Genomic DNA, 20565 nt, shown 5'->3' with positions numbered 1-20565 from the left:
ACAGCGAGGCACCAGCCGATGAATCAACCCCTGTCACGCGATACGCCAGCGATCGAGATGCGCAACGTATCGTGCCGTTTCATTTCTCCTGACGGCAAGGCAACGATCGCATTGCGCGACTTCAGCATGTCGGTGGCGCGCGGCGAATTCGTCGCGGTGGTCGGCCCCACGGGTTGCGGCAAGTCCACCACGCTCAGCATGATTACCGGCTTGCTGAAGCCCACCACCGGCGAAGTGCGCGTGATGGGCGCACCGGTGGACGGCATCGATCCGCGTATCGGTTTCGTGTTTCAGGCCGACGCCGTGTTCCCCTGGCGTTCGGTGCTCGACAACGTGGCGGCCGGTCCGCTGTATCGCGGCCGCTCGAAATCCGCCGCTTACGACGAAGCCAACGAATGGCTGCGCCGCGTAGGCCTCGACAAGTTCGGCAAGCATTATCCGCATCAGCTGTCCGGCGGTATGAGGAAGCGCGTGGCGCTCGCGCAGACCTTTATCAACAAGCCGGAGATCCTGTTGATGGACGAGCCGTTCTCGGCGCTCGACATGCAAACCCGCACGCTGATGCAGGACGAACTGCTGCAACTGTGGGGCGGCGCCGGCTCGGTGGTGTTCGTCACGCACGATCTGGAAGAAGCGATTGCGCTCGCCGACCGCGTGTTCGTGCTGACCGCGCGCCCGGCGACGTTGAAGAAAGTGTACGAAATCGATCTGCCGCGTCCACGCGTCACGTCGGAGGTTCGCTACGACCCGCGTTTCATCGAAATCTCGCGTGACATCTGGCACGACCTGCGCGAAGAAGTGCAGATCGGTTAATCAAGGAACGGCAAACATGTCTACTACCCCTCAACAGATGATGCCCCGTTCGGGCATCGACGCCGCATCGCTCGCGCAAGTCGAACGCGTGGCGCAAAGACGCATCCGGCAGCGTCACGCGCTGGTGATCTCGCTGCGTGTCGTCGTGCTGGTGGTCGTACTCGGCGGATGGGAATTGTCCGCGCGCCTGAAGTGGATCGACCCGTTCTTCTTCTCGATGCCCAGCGCGATTTTCGAACAGATCATCGACTGGTTCGTGAACGGTACTTCGCAAGGTCCGCTACTCACCCAGGTGTGGGTCACGCTCGAAGAAACCGGCCTCGGCTTCATTATCGGTTCGGTGGCCGGTGTGTTCTGCGGCATCGTGCTCGGCCGCAACAAGCTGCTCTCCGACGTCTTCAGTCTCTATATCAAGATCGCCAACTCGATTCCGCGCGTGGTGCTCGGTTCGGTGTTCGTGATTGCGCTGGGGTTGGGTATGGCGTCGAAGGTGGCGCTGGCGGTGGTGATGGTGTTCTTCGTCGTGTTCGCCAATGCTTTCCAGGGCGTGCGTGAAGCCGATCGCTACATGATCGCGAATGCGCAGATTCTCGGCGCGTCGCGCCGTCAGGTGACGACCTCGGTGGTGATTCCGTCGGCGTTGAGCTGGATTCTCGCGAGCTTGCATGTGAGCTTCGGTTTCGCTCTGGTCGGTGCGGTGGTCGGCGAGTTCCTCGGCTCGAAGCAAGGTATCGGACTGTTGATCTCCACTGCGCAAGGCGCGTTCAACGCAAGTGGTGTGTTCGCCGCGATGATTGTGTTGGCTGTCGTCGCACTGGCAGCGGATTATCTGTTGACTGCGGTCGAACAGCGGTTGTTGAAGTGGAGGCCGGCTGCGGTTTAAGCAGGCCATATTAATTGCGCAGAAGACTGCTTTAAAAAGAATGCCGTTCGGCCACAGGCCGAACGGCATTTTCTTTTGTGCAAAATGAAAGATGGAAGTAAGGCTAAATTAACCTGGTCGGATTTTTTGAAGCAAAGAGCCATATATGCATTCAGGATGGCTGATTAATGCTTGAATTTGCATGCAGCGTACCCGTCTCCTTTACATGGTGGAGGCAAGATCGGCTCTCTGAACCGTCGCCGAACAATAAAGCCTCAGCGCGCACCTTTCCTTGCTACACGAAGTACTTCGATGACGCACCTCTCTGGTGCGCTGCGCGGAATTCGACAAGGAAGCCGGTGATCGTCTCCGCCCTGTGTTCCGTCAGGTTGTGCGGCATGTATTGCGGGCAATCCCGGCGGAACTTCCGCAATGAGGTGTCGCGAGGGCGACGCCAAGGGTTTGAAGGAGAGGGACATGAAGAAGGCTCTGATCATCGCAGGCGGACTGCTTTGCGCGTTCGCATGGCAAGCGCACGCTCAGGACGCCAGTACCGAGAATACAGCGCAAGCTCAACCGACAGCAGCCGATGCGGTGGGCGGGCAACCCTCCACCACTTCGATGTCCGGTGGCCCTGCAAAAGCACAGGGACTGACGCGTGCGGACGTCTACCAGCAACTTATTCAATCGCAGAAAAATGGCGAAGCGGCGCGCCTGCAAGAGCTGTTCAAAGGAGGCAACTGAACGGCGCCGTAGTATTGGAGGCGACCGCATTGCTGACGAGCTCGCCTCCGGCTTCGCTATATGAATGACGCCGTATCCGGCCCGTCGCCCGACGGGACGAAGCGAATATGGCGTCTCATCGAAACGCCCCTTTCTCACCTCTGCGCCAACTCCCCGCCACCTGTCTCCCGCCACCGAACTCGCGATCGGCATTCGTTGGTCCGCGCGCAACACAATTCCGCTCTCCAGGTCGCCGCAATAGCGTACAGGCCCACTGCATAAGGCACTGTGCGCAATGGCACGGTCGATGCGTAACAACCGTCACCCAGTCGTGCACTTACCAACATCGGTTGAATCGAGGTGCGTCATGTCGAGTGTGCAGAGTCAACGTCGACCAATGAATTCGCGAAGCCGGTCCTTTTCCGCGGCAAGCGGTTCGACGCATCGCGCGGGAAATCGCCACTTTTCAGCCGGACTCGTGCCGTTCGGGTTGCGGACCGCAGGTTTCATCGGGCGAGGCCCGAAACGGTTGTGGCCGTATGTCTTGCCGTGGGTTTTCGCGGTGCTCACCATCGGTTTTTTCTGCCTCGTCGTGCGCGGCGTACTCACGCGGCAATTGCTGGTGCCGCCCGTCGAAACACCGCAGTCGCTGGTGGAACGCGGCTATACATCGAACTTCCTCGCGGAACGCATCATGTCGTCGATGCGGGCGATCGGCCAGGACGCCGAGTCGATTCCGCACGACACCATGACGGACAACGACGCACAACCGGACATTCAGATCCCCGGTCAGGAGATGTCGTATGCGACCACCGTCCGCTTCATCAAAGGCGTCATCAAACGCACGGATGTCGTGGTTCATGTCGGCATCACGAAGGTCAACGACAGCGCGGACTCCTATGTGGCGCATGTGGAGATTGAAGGCGGCCCCTTCGATTCCCGCGAAAGCACCGTGTCTTTCGAAGGACGCGATCTGGAGAAGTTCGTGCACGACATCGCGGTCAAAGCCATGCGTCTTGCCGAGCCGAATATTCTCGCCAGTCATCTCTATTCGCAGGTCCAGAGAACCAAGTGTTCGCTCGCGCAATGCGACTACGGCGAGATCGTTTCGATCTACGACGAAGTGCTGGCACTGCCTGCCTCCGAGCAAGGCGAATGGGCGCTCGCCGGCAAAGCGTGGCTGCTTGCCAATCAGGGGCTATCCAAAGAGGCCGAACAGCAGACTCGCGAAGCGCTGACCGTGTACAAACATTCGGCGGTGCTGCACGCAAGCCTTGGCATCGCACTCGAACAGCAGCATCGCATCGGCGACGCACTCGAAGCCTTGCGAGCCGGCGCGAGCGAAAAATCGAAGACTGCGGAAAATCTGCGTCTCCTCGGCGACGTGCTGTTGCATGCGAATCGCTATTCCGAAGCACTCGATGCATTCAAGCAGGCTGACAGCATGAAGCCGGACTCTGTCGACAACCTGCACGATTGGGGCGAAGCGCTCGTCACTGTCGGCCGCTATGACGAAGCGATCGAAAAGCTCTCGCGCGCTGTCGCACTGCGCCCCGATCTCGCGCCCTCCTACGCGGAATGGGGCCGGGCACTGGATCGCAAAGGCGATCTGCCCGGCGCCTCGCGCAAATATGCGCAAGCGTTGCAACTCGACGCGGGGACTTTGTCAGCGCGGGAAAGTCATCTGGCGCGGCTTGCCAGAGCGGCGCAGGCAGGCAATCGCCCGGACGCATCGAAACCCAATGGCGGAGTCAGACCTGTTTCGAATCCGCCCGCCTTGCTTCCGTTGCAAACCGCGTAACGAACCACCAGCCATACCGAATGGCTCGCAATGCAGATGGCTTGATCCGGCAGCACCTAACCGTTGCAGTAAAGCACCTAGTTGAAGAGGAGATGTTCGATGGACAATTTCGAAGAGGCGTTCAAGGCTCTGATCGGCAATGAAGGCGGTTACTCCTTCAATCCGCATGACCCTGGCGGTGAAACGATGTGGGGCGTCACGGCGCGCGTGGCACGCAGCGCGGGTTATACCGGCGCCATGAAAGATCTGCCGCTGGATACCGCCAGACAGATCGCCAAACAGAAATACTGGGATCCGCTGCATCTCGACGAACTCGACGCGCGCGTGGCCTTCCAGATCTTCGACGCCAATTACAACGGCGGCCTGGTGGTGTTGTGGATGCAAAAAGCTTCCGGCGCGAAAGAAGACGGCAAGTTCGGCCCGGACACACTCGATGCAGTCAAAAGCGCGGACCCGCTGAAGTTTGTCATGCGTTTTGCCGCTTATCGCTTGCGTTACCTGCGCAACCTTCACGCATGGCCCAATTTCAGCCGTGGATGGACCGAAAGAATGGCCGCTAATCTTCTCCTGGGAGCAGCATGATGGACTGGTCTAAAGTAGCGTCGAACATCGGCAGCAGCGCCCCGCTTCTCGCCGGCCTCGTGGGTGGTCCCATTGGCGTGGGTGTGACGGCCGCCGCCGCGATCATTTCGCATGCGCTCGGCACGCCGAGCGATCCCGGCGTGGTGGAACTCGCGTTGAACGATCCCAGCGCACTCGAGAAAGTCCGGCAAGCCGAAAGTGCGAACTCGTTGCAATTGCAACAACTGATGGTCAGCGCCGCCCAGGCGAGCCTCGCGCACGAAAGCGATATGGCGCGCATCCAGGCCGCCGATCGGGCCGACGCGCGCGCAATGGGAATCAGCAACAAGGACTGGGTGCCCAAAGTCCTTGCGATGGCGGTCACCGCCGGCTTCTTCGGCATTCTGCTACTCATGGCCTTCCAGCCGTTGCCGGGCGCGAACAAAGATCTCGTCAACGTGATCGTCGGCGCATTGGGTACGGCGTGGATCAGCATCATCGGCTACTACTTCGGCACGTCGGTGGGATCGATGCGAAAGACCGAGTTGCTCGCCAAGCCCAGCGTTCCCATCACGCCGGACAGCGCTCTCACGCTTCGCGAGCCCGCAACGGCCTCGGCCGCGCGTCCACAAGCGGCGCCGGCTCCGTCGCACAGCGAGGTATTCCAGCAATTCGCGCCGGGCGGACAGGGTCCGATATTCTCGGGCAGCTGATCGGCGACTCGTTCAAGTACCAGACGATGCACGCGACGAGTGAACCGCTCGCCGCGTGCATCGTTGCGCGTTTCTCACCGCCGAATTCCGGCCGTTTGTCTCAAATTTAGCAACAAACATTACCTCAAACGGTGATTACTCTCTCCAGGTCGCAAAACTACAATGCAATCACTGAATACGAACAAGAAGGTTCGTAGCAAGATAAAACTGATCTGGAGGTAGTTCATCATGAAATCGCTCATTCAAGCTGTTGTTATCGCCGCTGTGCTGGCCGCTCCCGTTGCTTCGTTTGCGCAGTCCAACCAGCCCGTGACCCGCGCGCAAGTGCGCGCTGAACTGATTCAACTCGAAAAGGCAGGCTATCAGCCGGGCCTCGCCGACCCGTACTATCCGGCCGATATTCAGGCCGCACAAGCTCGCGTCGCTCGTGAAAACGGCACCGCACAGGCTGCGGGAAGTGGTTATGGTGGTGTGGTGAACGGCGCCTCGCAATCGGGCAGCCAGGTTCAAGCGAACGGCCCGAAGTCGATTTACTTCGGCAATTAAGCCGCAGCCGCGCGGTAATCAGGCAGTAACCCGACCGTAACCAGCCATTCGGCGAGTTGAACTGCACAAGCGCCAGGTCCTGTGCGGTGATTGACCGCCCAGCGCGCCAGTAACCGCTGCGCGATGATTCAAAACGAACTGGCCCGCGACCGGGTATCCCCGATCGCGGGCCAGTCGTCTATTGGTTACCTCCGTCATCGGGCTCCCGATGGCTTCGCCTGGACCCTTCACGGTCCGGGCGCTTTTTATTGGCGCCTTGTTCGGCGGCGCCTTTGTCAGCATCGAAACGGCGCCCGCAATGACAGACTACGCGCCGGTCGCAGATAGTGAGCCGGCGACCCGCGTTAGTCGCGTGCGATCAGATCGCCGACTCGACCGCGCCCGGTGACAAGACAGCTCGAGAGGAAATTCTCGCCCTGGCTGCTGGCCCCGATGTCTCCAAAGCCTTTTTTCAGCGCGTTCGATTTGACCAGTTCAGCGCCCTGGTGACACGTTATTGTCCCCATCTCTCCCGCTTGCGCACGCATCAGCGCTCTATCTGCCATCAGATAGCCGAGCAACAGCACTACGGCAATATTGAACGCTTGTCTCATGGTTCGTCTCCTCTTTTGAAGAGACTAACGCGAACCATGGATACACGGTCCTAGGGGTTTCCCGATCGATGGCTATTCCATGATGCAGATTAAATCAGATCACGCTTACGCGCGATCCGTTATGCGGCGTGGCTGGATCTGGTCTTGCCCGTAGAAATGAAACATCTGAATGCTTCGCCAGACACGCCCGGTGTTCCGCTCGAACAGCGGATACACCGCATAGGCATACACGTTGGGCGCCATGTGAATCTGCATCGGACAAAGGGGTTGTCCGCCAATTACGGTTCACCGCCTTTTTATTCGGTACGTTCCCCTACACTGCGTGTCTCGTTACCCTCAAAGCCGGGCTTCGATCTGCCTGATTCGCTGTTCGATGGCGTTGCGCACCAGCGCATTCGAAGGCACCAGCAACAGCGACGACGCGATGATCTGATACACCTTATTACGCCGCACCTTGGACACCTTCTGCGGATCAAGCCAGGCGTTGTTGTCCGCGAGCAGGATCAGCGTCTCGAGGCCGATCAGAATCGGCCACAAACATGCGAGACGTAAACGCACGGAAAACGCCGGAATCGCCAGCGTGTAATCGAGGGCTTCGCGGAAATGATCGAGTGTCTTGCGCAGAAGCTCGACCATCAACGGCCGGGCACGCACCGAATTCGCCGGCAACAAGAGGTCCTGCGCACTTAGACCATATTGGTCGAGCAGGGTCTGCGGCAAGTAACAGCGGCCGATCCGCAAATCCTTGCCGCAGTCGCGCAGTACGTTGGTCATCTGCAGCGCCTTGCCGAACCGCACGCCGCGCCGTGCCATCGTCTCGGGCCGTTCTTTCAGCGTGCCGGGCATGTGCGCGTAAGTCATCGTGGTCCAGAATTCGCCGACGCAGCCCGCCACCAGATACGTATAGCGGTCGAGTTCGTCGTATTCGCGCAGCGCCGCGATCTGGCCGGAACGTTCGTCAGGGAAAGTGCGAAGATCGAACTCCATGCCTTCGCTGAGCGTCGAGACGATCTCGCGCACCGCCTTGCGATCCGATTCGCTCAGTTGCGACAACACATCGAGCGCGGGGCCGAGCGATTCGAGCAGCACCTTCTCATCCGACTGGATCTGCTGCCCCGCCACTTCGGCGGCCATGCGCTGGAACAGCGCGCCGTCGTCCGTTGCGCCGTTTACCTGCGCGCGCAGCGACAACAGCAAGGCGAGGCGTTGTTCCGGCGAGATCAGCGAGGTGTCCGCAATCGTATCGGCCGCGCGGGCCAGCAGGTACGCGAGTCCGATCGGATCGCGCATCCCGACGGGCAGCACGCGCAGGGTGAGATAGAAGGAGCGTGAAACGCCTTTCAGGAGCGGGCCAAGAAGGAAGGCCCGGGTCGGATTCGGCATGGATGGGATCAGGTCGGAGTTGTGCAAGAAGCGGGCAAAAAATCAGGCAAAAATCAGGCGCTGCCGAATTGTATACGGCGAAGCGCCTCTGCCGTGCTGCGCGAATCTGCCCCGCTACCCGTTAACCCTCTCGCCACCGCTCGCGTTCAGGCGTCTTTCTGAAGCCCCAGCAGACCGATCGCGTTCTGCTTGAGGATCAAAGGCTGCACCTCTTCCCTGAAACCGACCTGCTTGAAATCCTCCAGCCAACGGTCCGGCTGGATCAGCGGAAAATCCGAACCGAACAGCATTTTGCGCTTCAGTACCGTATTGGCGTGGCGGATCAACTCAGGCGAGAAATACTTCGGCGACCAGCCGGACAGGTCGATATAGACATTGGGTTTATGCAACGCAATCGACAACGCCTGCTCCTGCCACGGCCACGACGGATGCGCGATCACGATGTTCATATCGGGGAAATCCGCCGCGACGTCGTCGAGATGGATTGGCTCCGAATATTTCAGGCGCAGGCCGCCACCGCCTCGCATGCCCGACCCCATGCCGGAATGGCCGCTGTGAAAAACGGCCGTGAGCCGGTGTTCGGCGATCAATTCGTAGAGCGGATAGGCAAGCCGGTCGTTAGCAAAAAACGCCTGCATCGTGGGATGAAACTTGAAACCGCGCACACCGTGTTCCTCGATCAGCTTGCGCGCTTCGCGCACACCCATCCTGCCCTTGTGCGGATCGATGCTCGCGAAGGCGATCATGATGTCGCTGTTCTTCTGCGCGAATTCGGCGATTTCCTCGTTCGGGATGCGCCGTCGTCCGAGGTTCGCTTCGCAGTCCACGGTGAACATCACGAAACCGATCTTGCGCTCGCGATAGTGTTCGATGGTCTCGGGAATCGTCGGCCGCCGGCCGAGTTTCAGCACGGTGCCGAAGTACTTGTCGGCGGCATCGTCGAATTCCTTGCCGAACAGATCCGGCGGCTGGCAGCACGAGACTTCCGCGTGCACGTGAGTGTCGATTGCGACGAGTTGGTCGAGATTCATCTACCGTTCCCTGTCTGATCCTGCGGCCCACGCGTCACGTCGCGCTGCATGCGCTCGCGACGATCACCGCGCGATCGCGCTGCGCCACGTCGTACATCGCCTCGACAAGCGCGGCGCGATGCGTCAACACCGCGCGTTGATTGATCGAGCCCTTGTCAGTGATTTCGCCGAGATCGAGCGACGGCGCGACGTCCATGAGCCGCAAACGCGCAATGGTGGTCGCGCCGCCCGTGGCACTGCGATTGAGCGTGTCGAGCAGCGCGGCGAAGTGCGCGCGCACGGCGGGTGCTTCGACCACCTGTTGCGCGCTCGCCGAAGCAGGCAAACGAGCGAGCCGTTTGCAATCGTCGAGCCGCGGAAAGACCAGCAGCCCCACATCGTCGCGATTCATGCCGGCGACCACCACGTCCTGCACATACGGTGCGCCTTCAGAAATCACGCGCGCCCGCATCGGGCCAACGCTCACGAACGTGCCCGAACTCAGCTTGAAGTCCTCCGCAATGCGCCCGTCGAACAGCAATCCAAGTTCTGGTTGCGTCATGTCGACAAAGCGCAGCGCGTCGCCACTGCGGAAGTAGCCTTCTTCGTCGAAAGCGTTTTCCAACTCGGCCGCGTCGGCGCGCCAGTACCCGGCCATGACGTGCGGCCCGCGATAACGCGCCTCGAGCTTGTCGCCGACCGGCGCGAGTTTGACTTCGCAACCGTGCGCGGGCAGGCCCACATAGCCCGCGCGCATGATCGGCCCCGTGGTGAACAGACACGACGGCGACGTCTCCGTCATGCCGAGTCCGGCCATGATGCGTATCCGCTCGCCGCAATACGTTTCAGTGACGCGTTCGAGCCTGTCCCACGCCGCTTGCGACAAACCCGCGCCGGAGAAGAAATACACCTTCACGCGCGAGAAAAATGTTTCTCGCAGTTGCGCGTCGCGTTCCAGCGCGATCGCCAGTTCCTCCCAACCCTTCGGCACATTGAAGTAGATAGTCGGAGCGATCTCGCGCAGATTGCGCAGCGTTTCCTCGAACTTGCCGTTGACCGGTTTGCCGTCGTCGATATAGAGCGTTCCGCCGTTGTAGAGCGCGATGCCCACGTTATGACTGCCGCCGAACGTGTGGTTCCAGGGCAGCCAGTCGACCAGCACCGGCGGTTCCTTCGCGAACTCGGGGAACGTTTCAAGCAGCATCTGCTGATTGCTGCATAGCATGCGGTGGGTGGTCGGCACGGCCTTCGGCAGTTTGGTCGAACCCGACGTGAAAAGAAATTTGGCGACGGCATCCGGACTCACCGTGGCGTGAACGGCGTCGACCGTAGTGGGCGTTGTGTTCAGCAGGTCGTCGAACGAAGTCACGTTGCGCGCCGCCGGGTGTTCCCGTGGCAGCTTAGCGGTGAAAACTTCAATATCGGCCGGCACGACCGCCTCGATTGCCTTGGCGAACGTATCGTAGCCGCTTGCAAACACGAGACCCGGAGTCAGCAGATCGATCGTATGGCGCAGCTTGCCGAAGTCGCCGGAAGCAAGCGCATAGGCCGGCGAAATCGCGGCATAGGGAATGCCGGCCCACATCGCGCCGAGCGCAAGTTGCAGATGTTCGAGATCGTTGCCCGACAGAATCACGACGGGCCGCTCAGCGGACAGATCCCGCGCGAGCAGCGCCTGGCCGATTGCGCGAGCGCTTTGTAATGCTTTCGCGTAGCTGAGACCGATCCATTGACCGTCGCTGCCGCGACGCGCTGCCAGCCATCGGTTGGGATGCGCTTGCGCACCGCTGGCGAGCCGCTCCGTCATACGCTGCGGATGTTCGCCGAGCGGTTCTGCCGCGCGCAGATACCACGTGTCGCCTTGCCGTTGCGTGTGCAACGATGAAGCGCCGATCGTCGTCGCCCGGTAGCGCATCGGCGCGCCGGGGGTATTCGGTTGTATCGGCTCGGAATGCAAAGCCTGTCTCCTGTGTCGATCAGAGTTAGCGCTTTAGCGCTTACTCTGATCCCATGCAACTGCGGTCGATCAGAGTTAGCGCTTTAGCGCTTACTCTGATCCCATGCAAGTGCGGTCGATCAGAGTTGGCGCTTTAGCGCTTACTCTGATCCCATGCAACTGCGGTCGATCAGAGTTGGCGCTTTAGCGCTTACTCTGATCCCATGCAAGATGATTGCGGGAAAAGTGCCCACGGCGCGCGTCGCAACGATCAGATCGGATAGTGCCGAGGTCCGGTTTGAATCGTGATCCAACGCAGATCCGTGAACTCGGCAATCGACGCCTTACTACCAAATCGTCCATAGCCGCTTTTTTTCACACCGCCAAACGGCATCTGCGCTTCGTCGTGCACGGTTGGCCCATTGATATGGCAGATGCCCGATTCAATACGTTTCGCCACGTTCAACGCGCGCGACACATCGCGGCTGAATACCGCTGCCGAGAGTCCGTACTCGCTGTCGTTGGCGATTCGAATCGCTTCTTCGTCGCCATCCACGCGCTGCACCGTCACCACTGGCCCGAACGATTCTTCCGCATACAGCTTCATTGCAGGCGTAATACCGTCGACGATCACCGGTTGCATCACGGCGCCTTCAACTGTGCAGCCGACCGGCAAGCTCGCGCCCTTCTCGTGCGCATCTTCGATCAACGCCTTGATGCGTTGCGCGGCGGCTGCGCTTTCGAGCACGCCGAGCACGGAGTCCGCAGCGGCAGGGTCGCCCGCTTTCAAGGTCCGTGCCTTTGTCGCGAGTTTCTCCACCAGCGCGTCCGCAATCTTCCGGTCGACGACCACGCGCTCCGTCGACATGCAAATCTGCCCCTGGTTGAAGAACGCACCGAACGCGATACCGGCCACGGCCGCATCCAGATCGGCGTCATCGAGCACCACCACGGGCGCCTTGCCGCCGAGTTCGAGCAACGCCGGCTTCAGATGTAGCGCCGCATGCTGCGCGACAATGCGCCCCACGCGCGTGGACCCGGTGAAATTCACACGACGTACCGCCGGATGCGCAATCAGCCGCTCGACGATCGCCGGTGCATCTTCAGCGGAATGTGTGATCACGTTGACGACACCATCGCCAAGCCCGGCCTCCTGCAGCACGCTGCCGATCAACCGATGCACGCCCGGACAACCTTCGGATGCCTTGAGCACGACCGTGTTGCCGCACGCGAGCGGCATGGCAATCGCCCGCGTGCCGAGAATCACCGGCGCGTTCCACGGCGCCATGCCGAGCACCACGCCGCATGGCTGGCGCACCGCCATCGCGAGACTGCCCGGCACGTCTGACGGAATCACGTCGCCGTCGATCTGCGTGGTCATGGCGGCGGCTTCGCGCAGCATGTTGGCGGCCAGCATGACGTTGAAGCCGTACCAGTTCGGCATCGCGCCCGTTTCGGCGACGCCGGTTTCGATGAACTGCGCCGTGCGGGCATCCATCAGATCCGCTGCCGCCAGCAGACGCTTGCGGCGCTCGGTCGGCGCCAGCGCCGACCAGGCCGGAAAGGCCCGCGCGGCCGCTTCGACCGCGGCATCGGCATCGGCCAACGTGGCCGCCGCCGCCCGCGAAGCAGCCTTGCCGCTCGCGGGATTGATCCGCTCGAACGTCTTGCCGTCCGCTGCGCCACGGCTTTCGCCTCCAATCAACAAAGTCACTTCATGCATGTCCGTCGTCTCCTCGCTGTCTCTCTCGCTGCATCTCTCAGTAGTCTGCGTGAACCGAATTCCGTGTCGATGCGACCGATCAGCGCTTGTACGTTTGCAGACCGGGCTTGATCGCCTTGTCGTCGAGGAACTGCTTGAGGCCCTGTTCGCGGCCGCCTTCCGGATCGCGCAGTTGCGCCTGATCGAGCTTGGCGTACAGGTAGTCTTCGTTCTGATCCCACGTCAGTTCACGGCAACGCTTGAAACCATGCTTGGCGGCGCGCAACACCACCGGATTCTTCTCGAGCAGTTTACCGGCGAGCGCACGCGTCACTTCGCGCAGTTCGGCGCGCGGCACGCTCTTGTTGACAAGGCCCATCTGCGCCGCTTCCTGACCGGTGAACGTCTCGCCCGTCATGATGTAATACAGCGCCTGACGATGCCCGACAGTATCGGCCATCGCTTTGCTTACCAGGTTGCCCGGCGGAATGCCCCAGTTGATTTCGGAGAGGCCGAACACGGCTTCGTCGGCGGCGATTGCGAGGTCGCACGCCACCAGTGGCGAGAAGCCGCCACCGAAGCACCAGCCGTTGACCATCGCGATGGTCGGTTTCGCGTACATGCGCAGCAGTTGCCATTGCCAGCGGCACGCGTCGCGGCGAATCTTTTCCTGCAGGATTTCGGGGCCGGCGTCGACTTCGCGGAAATATTCCTTCAGGTCCATGCCGGCAGTCCACGCGTCGCCTTCGCCCGTGAGCACCAGAACCTGCGCTTCCGCGTCGAGTTCCACGGCTTCGAGCACTTCGATCATTTCCTTGTTCAGCGTCGGGCTCATGGCGTTGCGCTTCTCTGGGCGATTGAACGACACCCATGCGATTCCTTCCACGACATCGACCTTGACGGTTTTCCAACGGCCTTCATAACTCATCTGCTTTCTCCGTGAACGTTGGCCGCGACAGCGGCCTGATGAACACATTTAATATCAGGCTGCCTGATATGTAAAGCGGAAATTCACCCGCTCGGTGCAAACCCCTAGCGGCGGAATTCCCGTCGAAGCGCGCTAAGATGCGGGATAGACCGAACCTCCTGCCCATGATGAGCAAAAATCAAAATACGCCTGCCGAACTCGCCGCCACGCGCACTCGCCGTTCCAGCCTGCGTCTGACCTATGTGATCGGCAGTCTCGACCGCATCCTGCGGCGCCGTATGACCGAAGCGCTCGCGCCGCTCGGTCTGACGCTCGCGCAATTCACCGCGCTTTCCGTGCTCGAAGCCAAAGGGCAAGCGTCCAATGCGCAGGTCGCCGAGCGTTCCTTCATCACGCCGCAATCGGCCAACGAGGTGATGAATGCGATGGCGAGCCGCAACTGGGTGAGCCGCGAACCGGACCCGACGCACGGCCGCATCGTGCTGCTGCAACTCACGGACGAAGGGCGCGCCGTGTTGCGCGAATGCGAGCAGGCCGTCAAGGCCATCGAGAAGCAGATGATGGCAGGCATCGAACTCGACGCTGCCGGTGCAGTTCAAACCCACCTCGAAACTTTCGTCCGCAATCTGCGCGGCTAGATCCGCCCGCCGCGCCGCCGAATTGCTAGGTGTTTTCACCGAACAATTTGCGCTTGTGTTATCAGCCTACCTGATATTAAATCCAGTCCACGATGCAGCGTGTGGAGACGCGCCGCATCGCTTCGAAGCAAATGCACCGTCGTATGGCCATCGAAATGATGCGCCGCGCGCGGCGGTGTCCGCTGCGCTGCTGCAGGGCATTTCATCGCGGCCTCGACGATGATCTGACGCCCGCTTGCCGACACCGTCTGTCATGCAAGACGGCGGCTCGGCATCTGCTATCTGTCAGCGAAACCGGAAAACCACGCCATTTAATAAGGATCACTAACGTGAAAAGAGCCGGAACCTTGAATTCGACCGAAGGCACTGCGCTACCGGCGACGTCCAGCCGGACAGGCGCCTACGTCACCCTTGGATTGTGTTTTGCGATTGCGTTGCTCGAAGGGCTAGACCTGCAGTCGGTCGGCGTCGCCGCGCCGCGCATGGCGCGAGAGTTCGGCCTCTCGGTCGCGCAGATGGGACTGGCGTTCAGCGCCGGCACCTTCGGCTTGCTGCCCGGCGCGATGTTCGGCGGACGGCTCGCCGACCGCATCGGCCGCAAGCGCGTGCTCGTGATTTCCGCCTGCCTGTTCGGCCTGCTGTCGATCATGACCGCGCTGGTGAGCGACTTTCACACGCTGGTGATCGTGCGGGTGCTGACGGGCATCGGACTCGGCGGCGCATTGCCGAACCTGATCGCGTTGTCTTCGGAAGCGGTCGAGCCGCGTTCGCGCAGTACGGCCGTGAGTGTGATGTATTGCGGGATTCCGTTCGGTGGTGTGATCGCTTCAGTCATCGGCGTGCTGAGCGCGGGCGACACCGAGTGGCGTCATATTTTTTACGTCGGCGGAGCGGGACCGTTGGTGCTGGTGCCGCTGCTGCTCGTGTTCCTTGCGGATTCGAGGGCGTTCACCAAAGCATCGCGCGATGGCCAGGCCAAACCCGCGCCGGTCGGCGAAATCCTGTTCGGCGGCACGCGTGGGCTCTCCACCGTGCAGATCTGGGTCAGCTACTTCTGCACGCTGATCGTCCTCTACTTCCTCCTCAACTGGCTGCCCTCGTTGATGGCCGCAAGCGGTCTGACGCGCGCGCAGGTCGGCTACGTGCAGATCTTTTTCAACATCGGCGGCGGTATCGGCGCGTTATGCATCGGCATGTTGATGGATCGCATGCGCTCGGGCGTCGTGGTGGCCGGCATGTATGTCGGGATCATCGCGTCGCTCGCAGCGCTTTCGATGGCGCCCGGCTTCGGCGCGCTGGCGGCCTCGGCTTTCTTCGCGGGGATGTTCGTGATCGGCGGCCAATCGGTGCTGTATGCGCTTTCCGCAGCGTTTTATCCGACTGCCATGCGCGGCACCGGCGTAGGCGCGGCGGTGGCGGTGGGCCGCATCGGCTCGGTGGTCGGGCCGCTGGCCGCGGGTCAATTGCTGGCGATGGGCCGCAGTTCGTCGACCGTGATCGGCGCGAGCATTCCCGTCACGTTGATCGCCGCAGCAGCCGCGCTGCTTCTGCTACGCCGCCCACGCGCCGACGACTGACCGTGCGCACAAGAACACTCAACAACAACAACACACACATTCATTCAACGGTTCGGAGACACCCTTCATGCAAGCATCCGCACGTCTTTTACTCTGCGGCGCACTGTGCACCGTCAGCGGCGCCGCAGCGGCCCAATCAAGCGTGACGCTCTACGGCATTGTCGATACCGGTATCGAATACGTTTCGCACGCGAACGCCGCGGGCAAGAGCGTGTTCCGCATGCCGTCGGTCACAGGCGAACTGCCTTCGCGCTGGGGTCTGCGTGGCAATGAAGACCTCGGTGGCGGCTATAGCGCCGTGTTCACCTTGGAAAGCGGCTTCAACGTACGCGCCGGCGATCTCGGCCAGGGCGGGCGGCTGTTCGGCCGTCAAGCGTTCGTCGGCATCAAGAGCCCGTATGGCACCGTCTCGTTCGGCCGCCAGTACACGATGACGTACCTCGCGCTGATGGGCGCGGACCTGATCGGCCCGGACATCTACGGTCTGGGCTCGCTCGACGCCTATGTGCCCAACGCGCGCGCCGACAACTCGGTGGTCTACCTCGGCAGCTATGCGGGCGTGACGCTCGGCGCGAACTACTCGTTCGGCCGCGATTCCGCCGGCACCGGCAACTCGCCGGGCCAAGGCACGTGCACCGGCTCGGTCGCCGGACAGGCGACTCAATGCCGCGAATGGTCCGTGATGCTGAAGTACGACGCGCCGCTGTTCGGCGTTGCGGCGTCGTATGAAGAGCAGCGTGGCGGCAGCACCGCGGCGGCGAACTTCTTCGACGGCATCGCGCCGACTCCGCTCACCAGCGCAGCCGACAAGGACATCCGCACGCACGTGAGCGGCTACGCGAACCTCGGCAAGGCCAAGCTCGGCGTCGGCTGGCTCAACCGCCGCGTCGAACCGGGCGCGGACACGATTGCGAGCGTGCGCTCGAATCTGTTCTTCGTGGCCGCGTCGTACAACGTGACGCCCGCTTTCATCGTCGACGGCGAGGTTTATCACATCACCAACAGCGAGCACGACACGCGCGCCACGATGGGCACGCTGCGCACCACCTATCTGCTCTCGAAGCGCACCGCTGTCTACGCCCAAGGTTCGTATCTCGCCAACAGCGCGAAGGCGCACTACTCGGTCAGCGCCGGCGGTGGCGGCACGACGCCCGCGGCAGGCACTGGCCAGACCGGCGTGATGGTCGGCGTTCGTCATTCGTTCTAGGAGACACGGCATGAAGTGCACCTCTATCGCGCTCGCAGCGGCCGCGACGCTCACACTAGCCGCGTGCGGCGGCAACGATCTCGGCAGCGCCGCCAGCACCAGCGCCAACACATCCGCGTTGCCGCAACTGAGCGTCGCCAGGCCCGGCACGCTCGCAGGCAATTGCGCGGCGCTCGCCGCGAAGCTCAGCTTCGCCAGCACCGTCTTCACCACGGTGACGGACGTAGCCGCAGGCACGCTCAAGGTGGCCGGCAAACCCATCGCCGAACACTGCCTGATTCAAGGCAGCATGAATCAGCGGGTTAGCAGCGTCGATGGCAAGACCTATGCGATCGGCTTCGAAATGCGTCTGCCGATTGCATGGAACGGGCGTTTCTTCTATCAGGCCAACGGCGGCCTCGACGGCAATGTGGTCACCGCCACTGGCGAGATCGGCGGCGGCGGTCCCACGAGCGACGCGCTCAACATGGGCTTCGCGGTCATCAGCTCGGACGCGGGGCACAGCTCGGCGCAAAATCCGCTGTTCGGTCTCGACCCGCAAGCGCGCATCGACTACGGCTACAACGCGGTCGCCACGCTCACGCCGATGGCCAAGCAGGTCATCAAGCTCGCGTACGGCAAGGCGCCGGATCGCAGCTATTTCGACGGCTGCTCCAACGGTGGACGTCATGCGCTGGTCGCGGCGGCGCGTTCGTCAGCGGAATATGACGGCATCATTGCGGGCGATCCGGGCTTTCATCTGCCGAAGGCGGCCGTCGGCGAAATGTGGAGCGCGCAGCAACTGGCGAAAGTGGCGACCGCGACGACTTCGAACGGCCTGCCCGATATCACGACCGGCTTTACCGCCGCGGAACGTCAAATGGTGGCGTCGAAGATACTGGCCAAATGCGACGCGCTCGACGGTGCCAGCGACGGTCTCATTCAGGATATCAAGGCATGCCAGGCAAATTTCAGCCTTGCCAACGACGTCCCGACCTGCACGAACAACGTCCGCGACGGCACGTGTTTGACGAGTGCGCAGAAGGACGCCGTCGGCAACGTGTTCTCGGGTGCGCGCAACAGTGCCGGGACCGCCCTATATGCGAGCTTTCCATACGACGCCGGACTCGGCCCGGGCTGGTCGGCATGGAAGCAGGCCAACTCGATCACGCTCGATCCGGCCGCGGCCGCCTTCACGTTCACCACGCCGCCTCAAAGCGCTTCGGTGTTGAGCCAGTTATCGGCGTACGCGCTGAACTTCAGCATGGACAATGACGCGCCAAAGATCTTCGTCACCAGCGGCGCGTATAGCGAGTCGGCCTGGTCGTTCATGACGCCGCCGGACGAAACCAATCTGAGCGCACTGAAGCAGCGCGGGGCGAAGCTGATGGTTTATCACGGCACGAGCGATCCGGTGTTTTCATCGAACGACACGACCGACTGGTATCAGCGGCTCACGACGGCCAACGGCGGCGACGCGTCGAACTTCGCCCGTCTTTACACGATCGCCGGTATGAACCACTGCAGCGGCGGCCCCAGCACCGACCAGTTCGACATGCTCACGCCCCTCGTCGCATGGGTCGAACAGGGCAAGGCGCCGGATAGCGTGGTCGCCACCGCGCGCGACGCGGGCAATGTCGTGCCGAACACGGACGTGCCTGCCGGTTGGGGCGCGGGACGCACGCGGCCGCTTTGCCCTTATCCGAAAGTGGCGCGCTATCAGGGCGGCGACGTCAACGCCGCGAGCAGTTTCGCCTGTAGCTGAGTCAAGAGCGGGCCATTGGCCCGTTCCGCTGTATTCGCCTCGCGCATGACGTGTGCCTTTGCACGATCGCATGCGCGAGGCGTCGTCTGAATCTCCCTCTCCTTACATCGCGTTGAAAAGTTCGCCGTCATGCCGGCGATCGGCAACGCCCCGCCCCACCGCCTCGGTTCGCACGCCCCTGTGCCGTTCGCCAAGCGCGCCGCCGCCAGGTAGAATCCTCAGCATCTTATGCCGACGCGCAGCGTCGCCACCCCGCAGCGGGAACGTGAATTGCTCATATGAGTAGTTTGAACAATGGACGGCGCCTGTGCAAACCGTCGCTTCTCCGCACTTTGAACGACATTTCGACAATGACTAACCACGAATCTCAGACATCTTCCCGATCCAATGTGGAAACGGGAGTCCCCGGTCTCGACGAGATCCTGGGCGGAGGTCTGGTCCGCGGCGGCGTGTATCTGCTGGAAGGCATGGCCGGCGCCGGCAAGACGATTCTGTCGAGCCAGATTGGTTTTCATCGTGTAAGCCAGGGCGAGAAGGTGCTGTACATGACCTTGATCGCCGAATCGCACGACAAGCTGCTGGGGCATCTCAAGGGTCTGAGCTTCTTCGACGAGAAGGCGGTTGCGCAGCAGATGCTGTTCGTGTCCGGCTATCACGAACTGATGCAGGACGGTCTCGATGGCTTTCTCAAGCTGATTGCCTCGAGCATTTACGATTACCGTCCGAGCCTGATGATCATCGACGGCTTTCGCAGCGCGCGTGAATTCAGCGAGACCGAGCTGTCGCTGTCCAAGTTCATCCACGAGCTGAATGCGCTGGTCGCGGCGATGGATTGCACGACCTTGCTGCTCGCCCCGCTCTCCGGCAACGAACCGCATCCGGAACATACGCTGGTCGACGGCCTCATCGAACTGAACCGTTACAACGACGGCATGCGCCGCGCGCGTGAAATCGAAGTCCACAAGATGCGTGCGCGCAATCATCTGATGGGCAAGCATTTCTTCCGCATTGCCGAAAGCGGGCTCCTGATGTTCCCGCGCCTCGAAGCGCAGGCCGCCCCGCAGCCGGGTCCGGTGGACCTGAAAACGCGTCTCGGCTTCGGCCTGCCGCATCTCGACGGCCTGCTCGGCGGCGGCTTTGCGCAAGGCTCCACGACTACGCTGATCGGGCCGTCAGGCGTCGGTAAGACGCTGCTGTGTCTGCAATTTCTCGCGGCCGGCCTGGCCCGTGGCGAACGCTGCGTGTACCTCGGCTTTTACGAAGGACCGCAACGGCTGGTCGGCAAAGCCGAGGCCGTGTCGATCGGGTTGACCGAGGCATATGAGGACGGCCGGCTCGTGATCCAGTGGCAACCGGCCATTGAACTGGCCATCGACGAACTCGCGGCCACCGCGCTCGCCACGGTCAAGCGGATCGGCGCGTCGCGCATCGTCATCGACGGTGTAGAAGGTTTCCGCGATTCCGCGTTGCGCACCGAGCGCTTTGGCCTGTTCCTGAATGCGCTGCTGCATCAGCTTCGCGAAGCCTGCGTCACCACACTGCTGACCGAAGAACTGCCGCTTTACGCGGACCCCGGCCACGCGAAGAGCGTGCGGGTTTCGGCGCTGACCGAGAACCTCATGCTGCTGCGTTACGCCGAAACCGAAGCGGGTCTGCGGCGCATGATTTCGGTGGTCAAGCAACGTGAAAGCGCCCACGACACGTCCTTGCGCGAGCTTGTGATTTCGTCCCAGGGCCTCGACGTGATCGAAAACTCGGGGAGCCCCGCCAGCCTGCATTCGCCGGGCGGCCTGTCGGCCACGCTGCCGCCGCGACGAAACACCTAGCC

Annotated in this window: 19 protein-coding genes; 12 read left to right on the top strand and 7 right to left on the bottom strand. The window is 61.8% G+C overall.

All coding sequences use genetic code 11. The features are described from left to right. The first annotated feature begins 18 nt into the window (after window positions 1-18). The 7 genes from PQR32_RS05580 to PQR32_RS05550 all read left to right on the top strand — a co-directional run bounded on the left by PQR32_RS05580 (window position 19) and on the right by PQR32_RS05550 (window position 6019). Window positions 19-813 (top strand): ABC transporter ATP-binding protein, encoded by a 795-nt coding sequence (locus tag PQR32_RS05580; protein ID WP_168789403.1) that lies wholly within the window; start codon window positions 19-21, stop codon window positions 811-813. A gap of 16 nt (window positions 814-829) precedes the next feature. Next, window positions 830-1696: an ABC transporter permease gene (locus tag PQR32_RS05575; RefSeq protein WP_408223031.1), complete on the top strand. Its 867-nt coding sequence runs from the start codon at window positions 830-832 to the stop codon at window positions 1694-1696. Between the two features lie 456 nt (window positions 1697-2152). Beyond that, window positions 2153-2419 (top strand): hypothetical protein, encoded by a 267-nt coding sequence (locus PQR32_RS05570; protein WP_408223029.1) that lies wholly within the window; start codon window positions 2153-2155, stop codon window positions 2417-2419. A gap of 346 nt (window positions 2420-2765) precedes the next feature. Continuing rightward, window positions 2766-4199, top strand: coding sequence for a tetratricopeptide repeat protein (locus tag PQR32_RS05565; RefSeq protein WP_408223027.1), 1434 nt, complete (start codon window positions 2766-2768; stop codon window positions 4197-4199). 99 nt (window positions 4200-4298) lie between these two features. Next, window positions 4299-4781, top strand: coding sequence for a glycoside hydrolase family 108 protein (locus PQR32_RS05560; protein ID WP_408223026.1), 483 nt, complete (start codon window positions 4299-4301; stop codon window positions 4779-4781). After that, window positions 4781-5473: a hypothetical protein gene (locus PQR32_RS05555; RefSeq protein ID WP_408223076.1), complete on the top strand. Its 693-nt coding sequence runs from the start codon at window positions 4781-4783 to the stop codon at window positions 5471-5473. Before PQR32_RS05560 ends, PQR32_RS05555 begins: the two co-directional genes overlap by 1 nt. Before the next feature lie 228 nt (window positions 5474-5701). Further along, a complete protein-coding gene (locus PQR32_RS05550; RefSeq protein ID WP_408223024.1) occupies window positions 5702-6019 on the top strand; it encodes a DUF4148 domain-containing protein in 318 nt (105 codons plus the stop codon). Window positions 6020-6363: 344 nt separating this feature from the next. On the opposite strand, the gene PQR32_RS05545 is transcribed toward PQR32_RS05550, so the two are convergent. From PQR32_RS05545 to PQR32_RS05515, 7 genes are all read right to left on the bottom strand, one after another. Beyond that, on the bottom strand, window positions 6364-6612 hold the full coding sequence (locus PQR32_RS05545) for a hypothetical protein (protein WP_408223022.1): 249 nt from the start codon (window positions 6610-6612) through the stop codon (window positions 6364-6366). A 105-nt stretch (window positions 6613-6717) separates the two neighbouring features. Continuing rightward, window positions 6718-6855 (bottom strand): hypothetical protein, encoded by a 138-nt coding sequence (locus tag PQR32_RS05540; protein ID WP_408223020.1) that lies wholly within the window; start codon window positions 6853-6855, stop codon window positions 6718-6720. A 93-nt stretch (window positions 6856-6948) separates the two neighbouring features. Next, complete coding sequence (locus PQR32_RS05535; RefSeq protein ID WP_408223017.1) at window positions 6949-7995, bottom strand: phytoene/squalene synthase family protein; 1047 nt, start codon at window positions 7993-7995, stop codon at window positions 6949-6951. Window positions 7996-8141: 146 nt separating this feature from the next. Next, complete coding sequence (locus PQR32_RS05530) at window positions 8142-9026, bottom strand: amidohydrolase family protein (RefSeq protein ID WP_408223015.1); 885 nt, start codon at window positions 9024-9026, stop codon at window positions 8142-8144. Between the two features lie 34 nt (window positions 9027-9060). Next, the gene (locus tag PQR32_RS05525) at window positions 9061-10962 is read right to left on the bottom strand and encodes a feruloyl-CoA synthase (protein ID WP_408223013.1); all 1902 of its coding nucleotides are present in this window, start codon (window positions 10960-10962) and stop codon (window positions 9061-9063) included. Window positions 10963-11212: 250 nt separating this feature from the next. After that, window positions 11213-12664 (bottom strand): aldehyde dehydrogenase, encoded by a 1452-nt coding sequence (locus tag PQR32_RS05520; RefSeq protein ID WP_408223011.1) that lies wholly within the window; start codon window positions 12662-12664, stop codon window positions 11213-11215. A 79-nt stretch (window positions 12665-12743) separates the two neighbouring features. Then, window positions 12744-13571, bottom strand: a complete 828-nt coding sequence (locus PQR32_RS05515) for a p-hydroxycinnamoyl CoA hydratase/lyase (protein WP_408204408.1) — start codon at window positions 13569-13571, stop codon at window positions 12744-12746. Between the two features lie 137 nt (window positions 13572-13708). Between PQR32_RS05515 and PQR32_RS05510 the strand changes: the two genes are divergently transcribed. The 5 genes from PQR32_RS05510 to PQR32_RS05490 all read left to right on the top strand — a co-directional run bounded on the left by PQR32_RS05510 (window position 13709) and on the right by PQR32_RS05490 (window position 20563). Next, window positions 13709-14209: a MarR family winged helix-turn-helix transcriptional regulator gene (locus PQR32_RS05510; RefSeq protein ID WP_408223009.1), complete on the top strand. Its 501-nt coding sequence runs from the start codon at window positions 13709-13711 to the stop codon at window positions 14207-14209. Between the two features lie 347 nt (window positions 14210-14556). After that, window positions 14557-15786: a 3-(3-hydroxy-phenyl)propionate transporter MhpT gene (gene mhpT / locus PQR32_RS05505; protein WP_408223007.1), complete on the top strand. Its 1230-nt coding sequence runs from the start codon at window positions 14557-14559 to the stop codon at window positions 15784-15786. Between the two features lie 67 nt (window positions 15787-15853). Beyond that, window positions 15854-16993 carry a porin gene (locus PQR32_RS05500; RefSeq protein WP_408223005.1) on the top strand — a complete coding sequence of 380 codons (1140 nt, stop codon included), beginning with the start codon at window positions 15854-15856 and terminating at the stop codon, window positions 16991-16993. A gap of 10 nt (window positions 16994-17003) precedes the next feature. Then, window positions 17004-18737 (top strand): tannase/feruloyl esterase family alpha/beta hydrolase, encoded by a 1734-nt coding sequence (locus PQR32_RS05495; RefSeq protein ID WP_408223003.1) that lies wholly within the window; start codon window positions 17004-17006, stop codon window positions 18735-18737. 350 nt (window positions 18738-19087) lie between these two features. Next, window positions 19088-20563, top strand: coding sequence for an ATPase domain-containing protein (locus PQR32_RS05490; protein WP_408223001.1), 1476 nt, complete (start codon window positions 19088-19090; stop codon window positions 20561-20563). Window positions 20564-20565 lie beyond the last annotated feature (2 nt).

Origin of the sequence: Paraburkholderia dipogonis, assembly GCF_046027395.1 — a bacterium.
GTDB classification, from domain to species: domain Bacteria; phylum Pseudomonadota; class Gammaproteobacteria; order Burkholderiales; family Burkholderiaceae; genus Paraburkholderia; species Paraburkholderia dipogonis_A.
This window is presented reverse-complemented; position numbering and strand designations above follow the sequence as displayed.

Excerpts from the sequence above, each read along its gene's own strand:
- PQR32_RS05580 (WP_168789403.1), top strand. The coding sequence starts at position 19 with ATGAATCAACCCCTGTCACGCGATACGCCAGCGATCGAGATGCGCAAC.
- PQR32_RS05575 (WP_408223031.1), top strand. The coding sequence starts at position 830 with ATGTCTACTACCCCTCAACAGATGATGCCCCGTTCGGGCATCGACGCC.
- PQR32_RS05570 (WP_408223029.1), top strand. The coding sequence starts at position 2,153 with ATGAAGAAGGCTCTGATCATCGCAGGCGGACTGCTTTGCGCGTTCGCA.
- PQR32_RS05565 (WP_408223027.1), top strand. The coding sequence starts at position 2,766 with ATGTCGAGTGTGCAGAGTCAACGTCGACCAATGAATTCGCGAAGCCGG.
- PQR32_RS05560 (WP_408223026.1), top strand. The coding sequence starts at position 4,299 with ATGGACAATTTCGAAGAGGCGTTCAAGGCTCTGATCGGCAATGAAGGC.
- PQR32_RS05555 (WP_408223076.1), top strand. The coding sequence starts at position 4,781 with ATGGACTGGTCTAAAGTAGCGTCGAACATCGGCAGCAGCGCCCCGCTT.
- PQR32_RS05550 (WP_408223024.1), top strand. The coding sequence starts at position 5,702 with ATGAAATCGCTCATTCAAGCTGTTGTTATCGCCGCTGTGCTGGCCGCT.
- PQR32_RS05545 (WP_408223022.1), bottom strand. The coding sequence starts at position 6,612 with ATGAGACAAGCGTTCAATATTGCCGTAGTGCTGTTGCTCGGCTATCTG.
- PQR32_RS05540 (WP_408223020.1), bottom strand. The coding sequence starts at position 6,855 with ATGGCGCCCAACGTGTATGCCTATGCGGTGTATCCGCTGTTCGAGCGG.
- PQR32_RS05535 (WP_408223017.1), bottom strand. The coding sequence starts at position 7,995 with ATGCCGAATCCGACCCGGGCCTTCCTTCTTGGCCCGCTCCTGAAAGGC.
- PQR32_RS05530 (WP_408223015.1), bottom strand. The coding sequence starts at position 9,026 with ATGAATCTCGACCAACTCGTCGCAATCGACACTCACGTGCACGCGGAA.
- PQR32_RS05520 (WP_408223011.1), bottom strand. The coding sequence starts at position 12,664 with ATGCATGAAGTGACTTTGTTGATTGGAGGCGAAAGCCGTGGCGCAGCG.
- PQR32_RS05515 (WP_408204408.1), bottom strand. The coding sequence starts at position 13,571 with ATGAGTTATGAAGGCCGTTGGAAAACCGTCAAGGTCGATGTCGTGGAA.
- PQR32_RS05510 (WP_408223009.1), top strand. The coding sequence starts at position 13,709 with ATGCGGGATAGACCGAACCTCCTGCCCATGATGAGCAAAAATCAAAAT.
- PQR32_RS05500 (WP_408223005.1), top strand. The coding sequence starts at position 15,854 with ATGCAAGCATCCGCACGTCTTTTACTCTGCGGCGCACTGTGCACCGTC.
- PQR32_RS05495 (WP_408223003.1), top strand. The coding sequence starts at position 17,004 with ATGAAGTGCACCTCTATCGCGCTCGCAGCGGCCGCGACGCTCACACTA.
- PQR32_RS05490 (WP_408223001.1), top strand. The coding sequence starts at position 19,088 with ATGACTAACCACGAATCTCAGACATCTTCCCGATCCAATGTGGAAACG.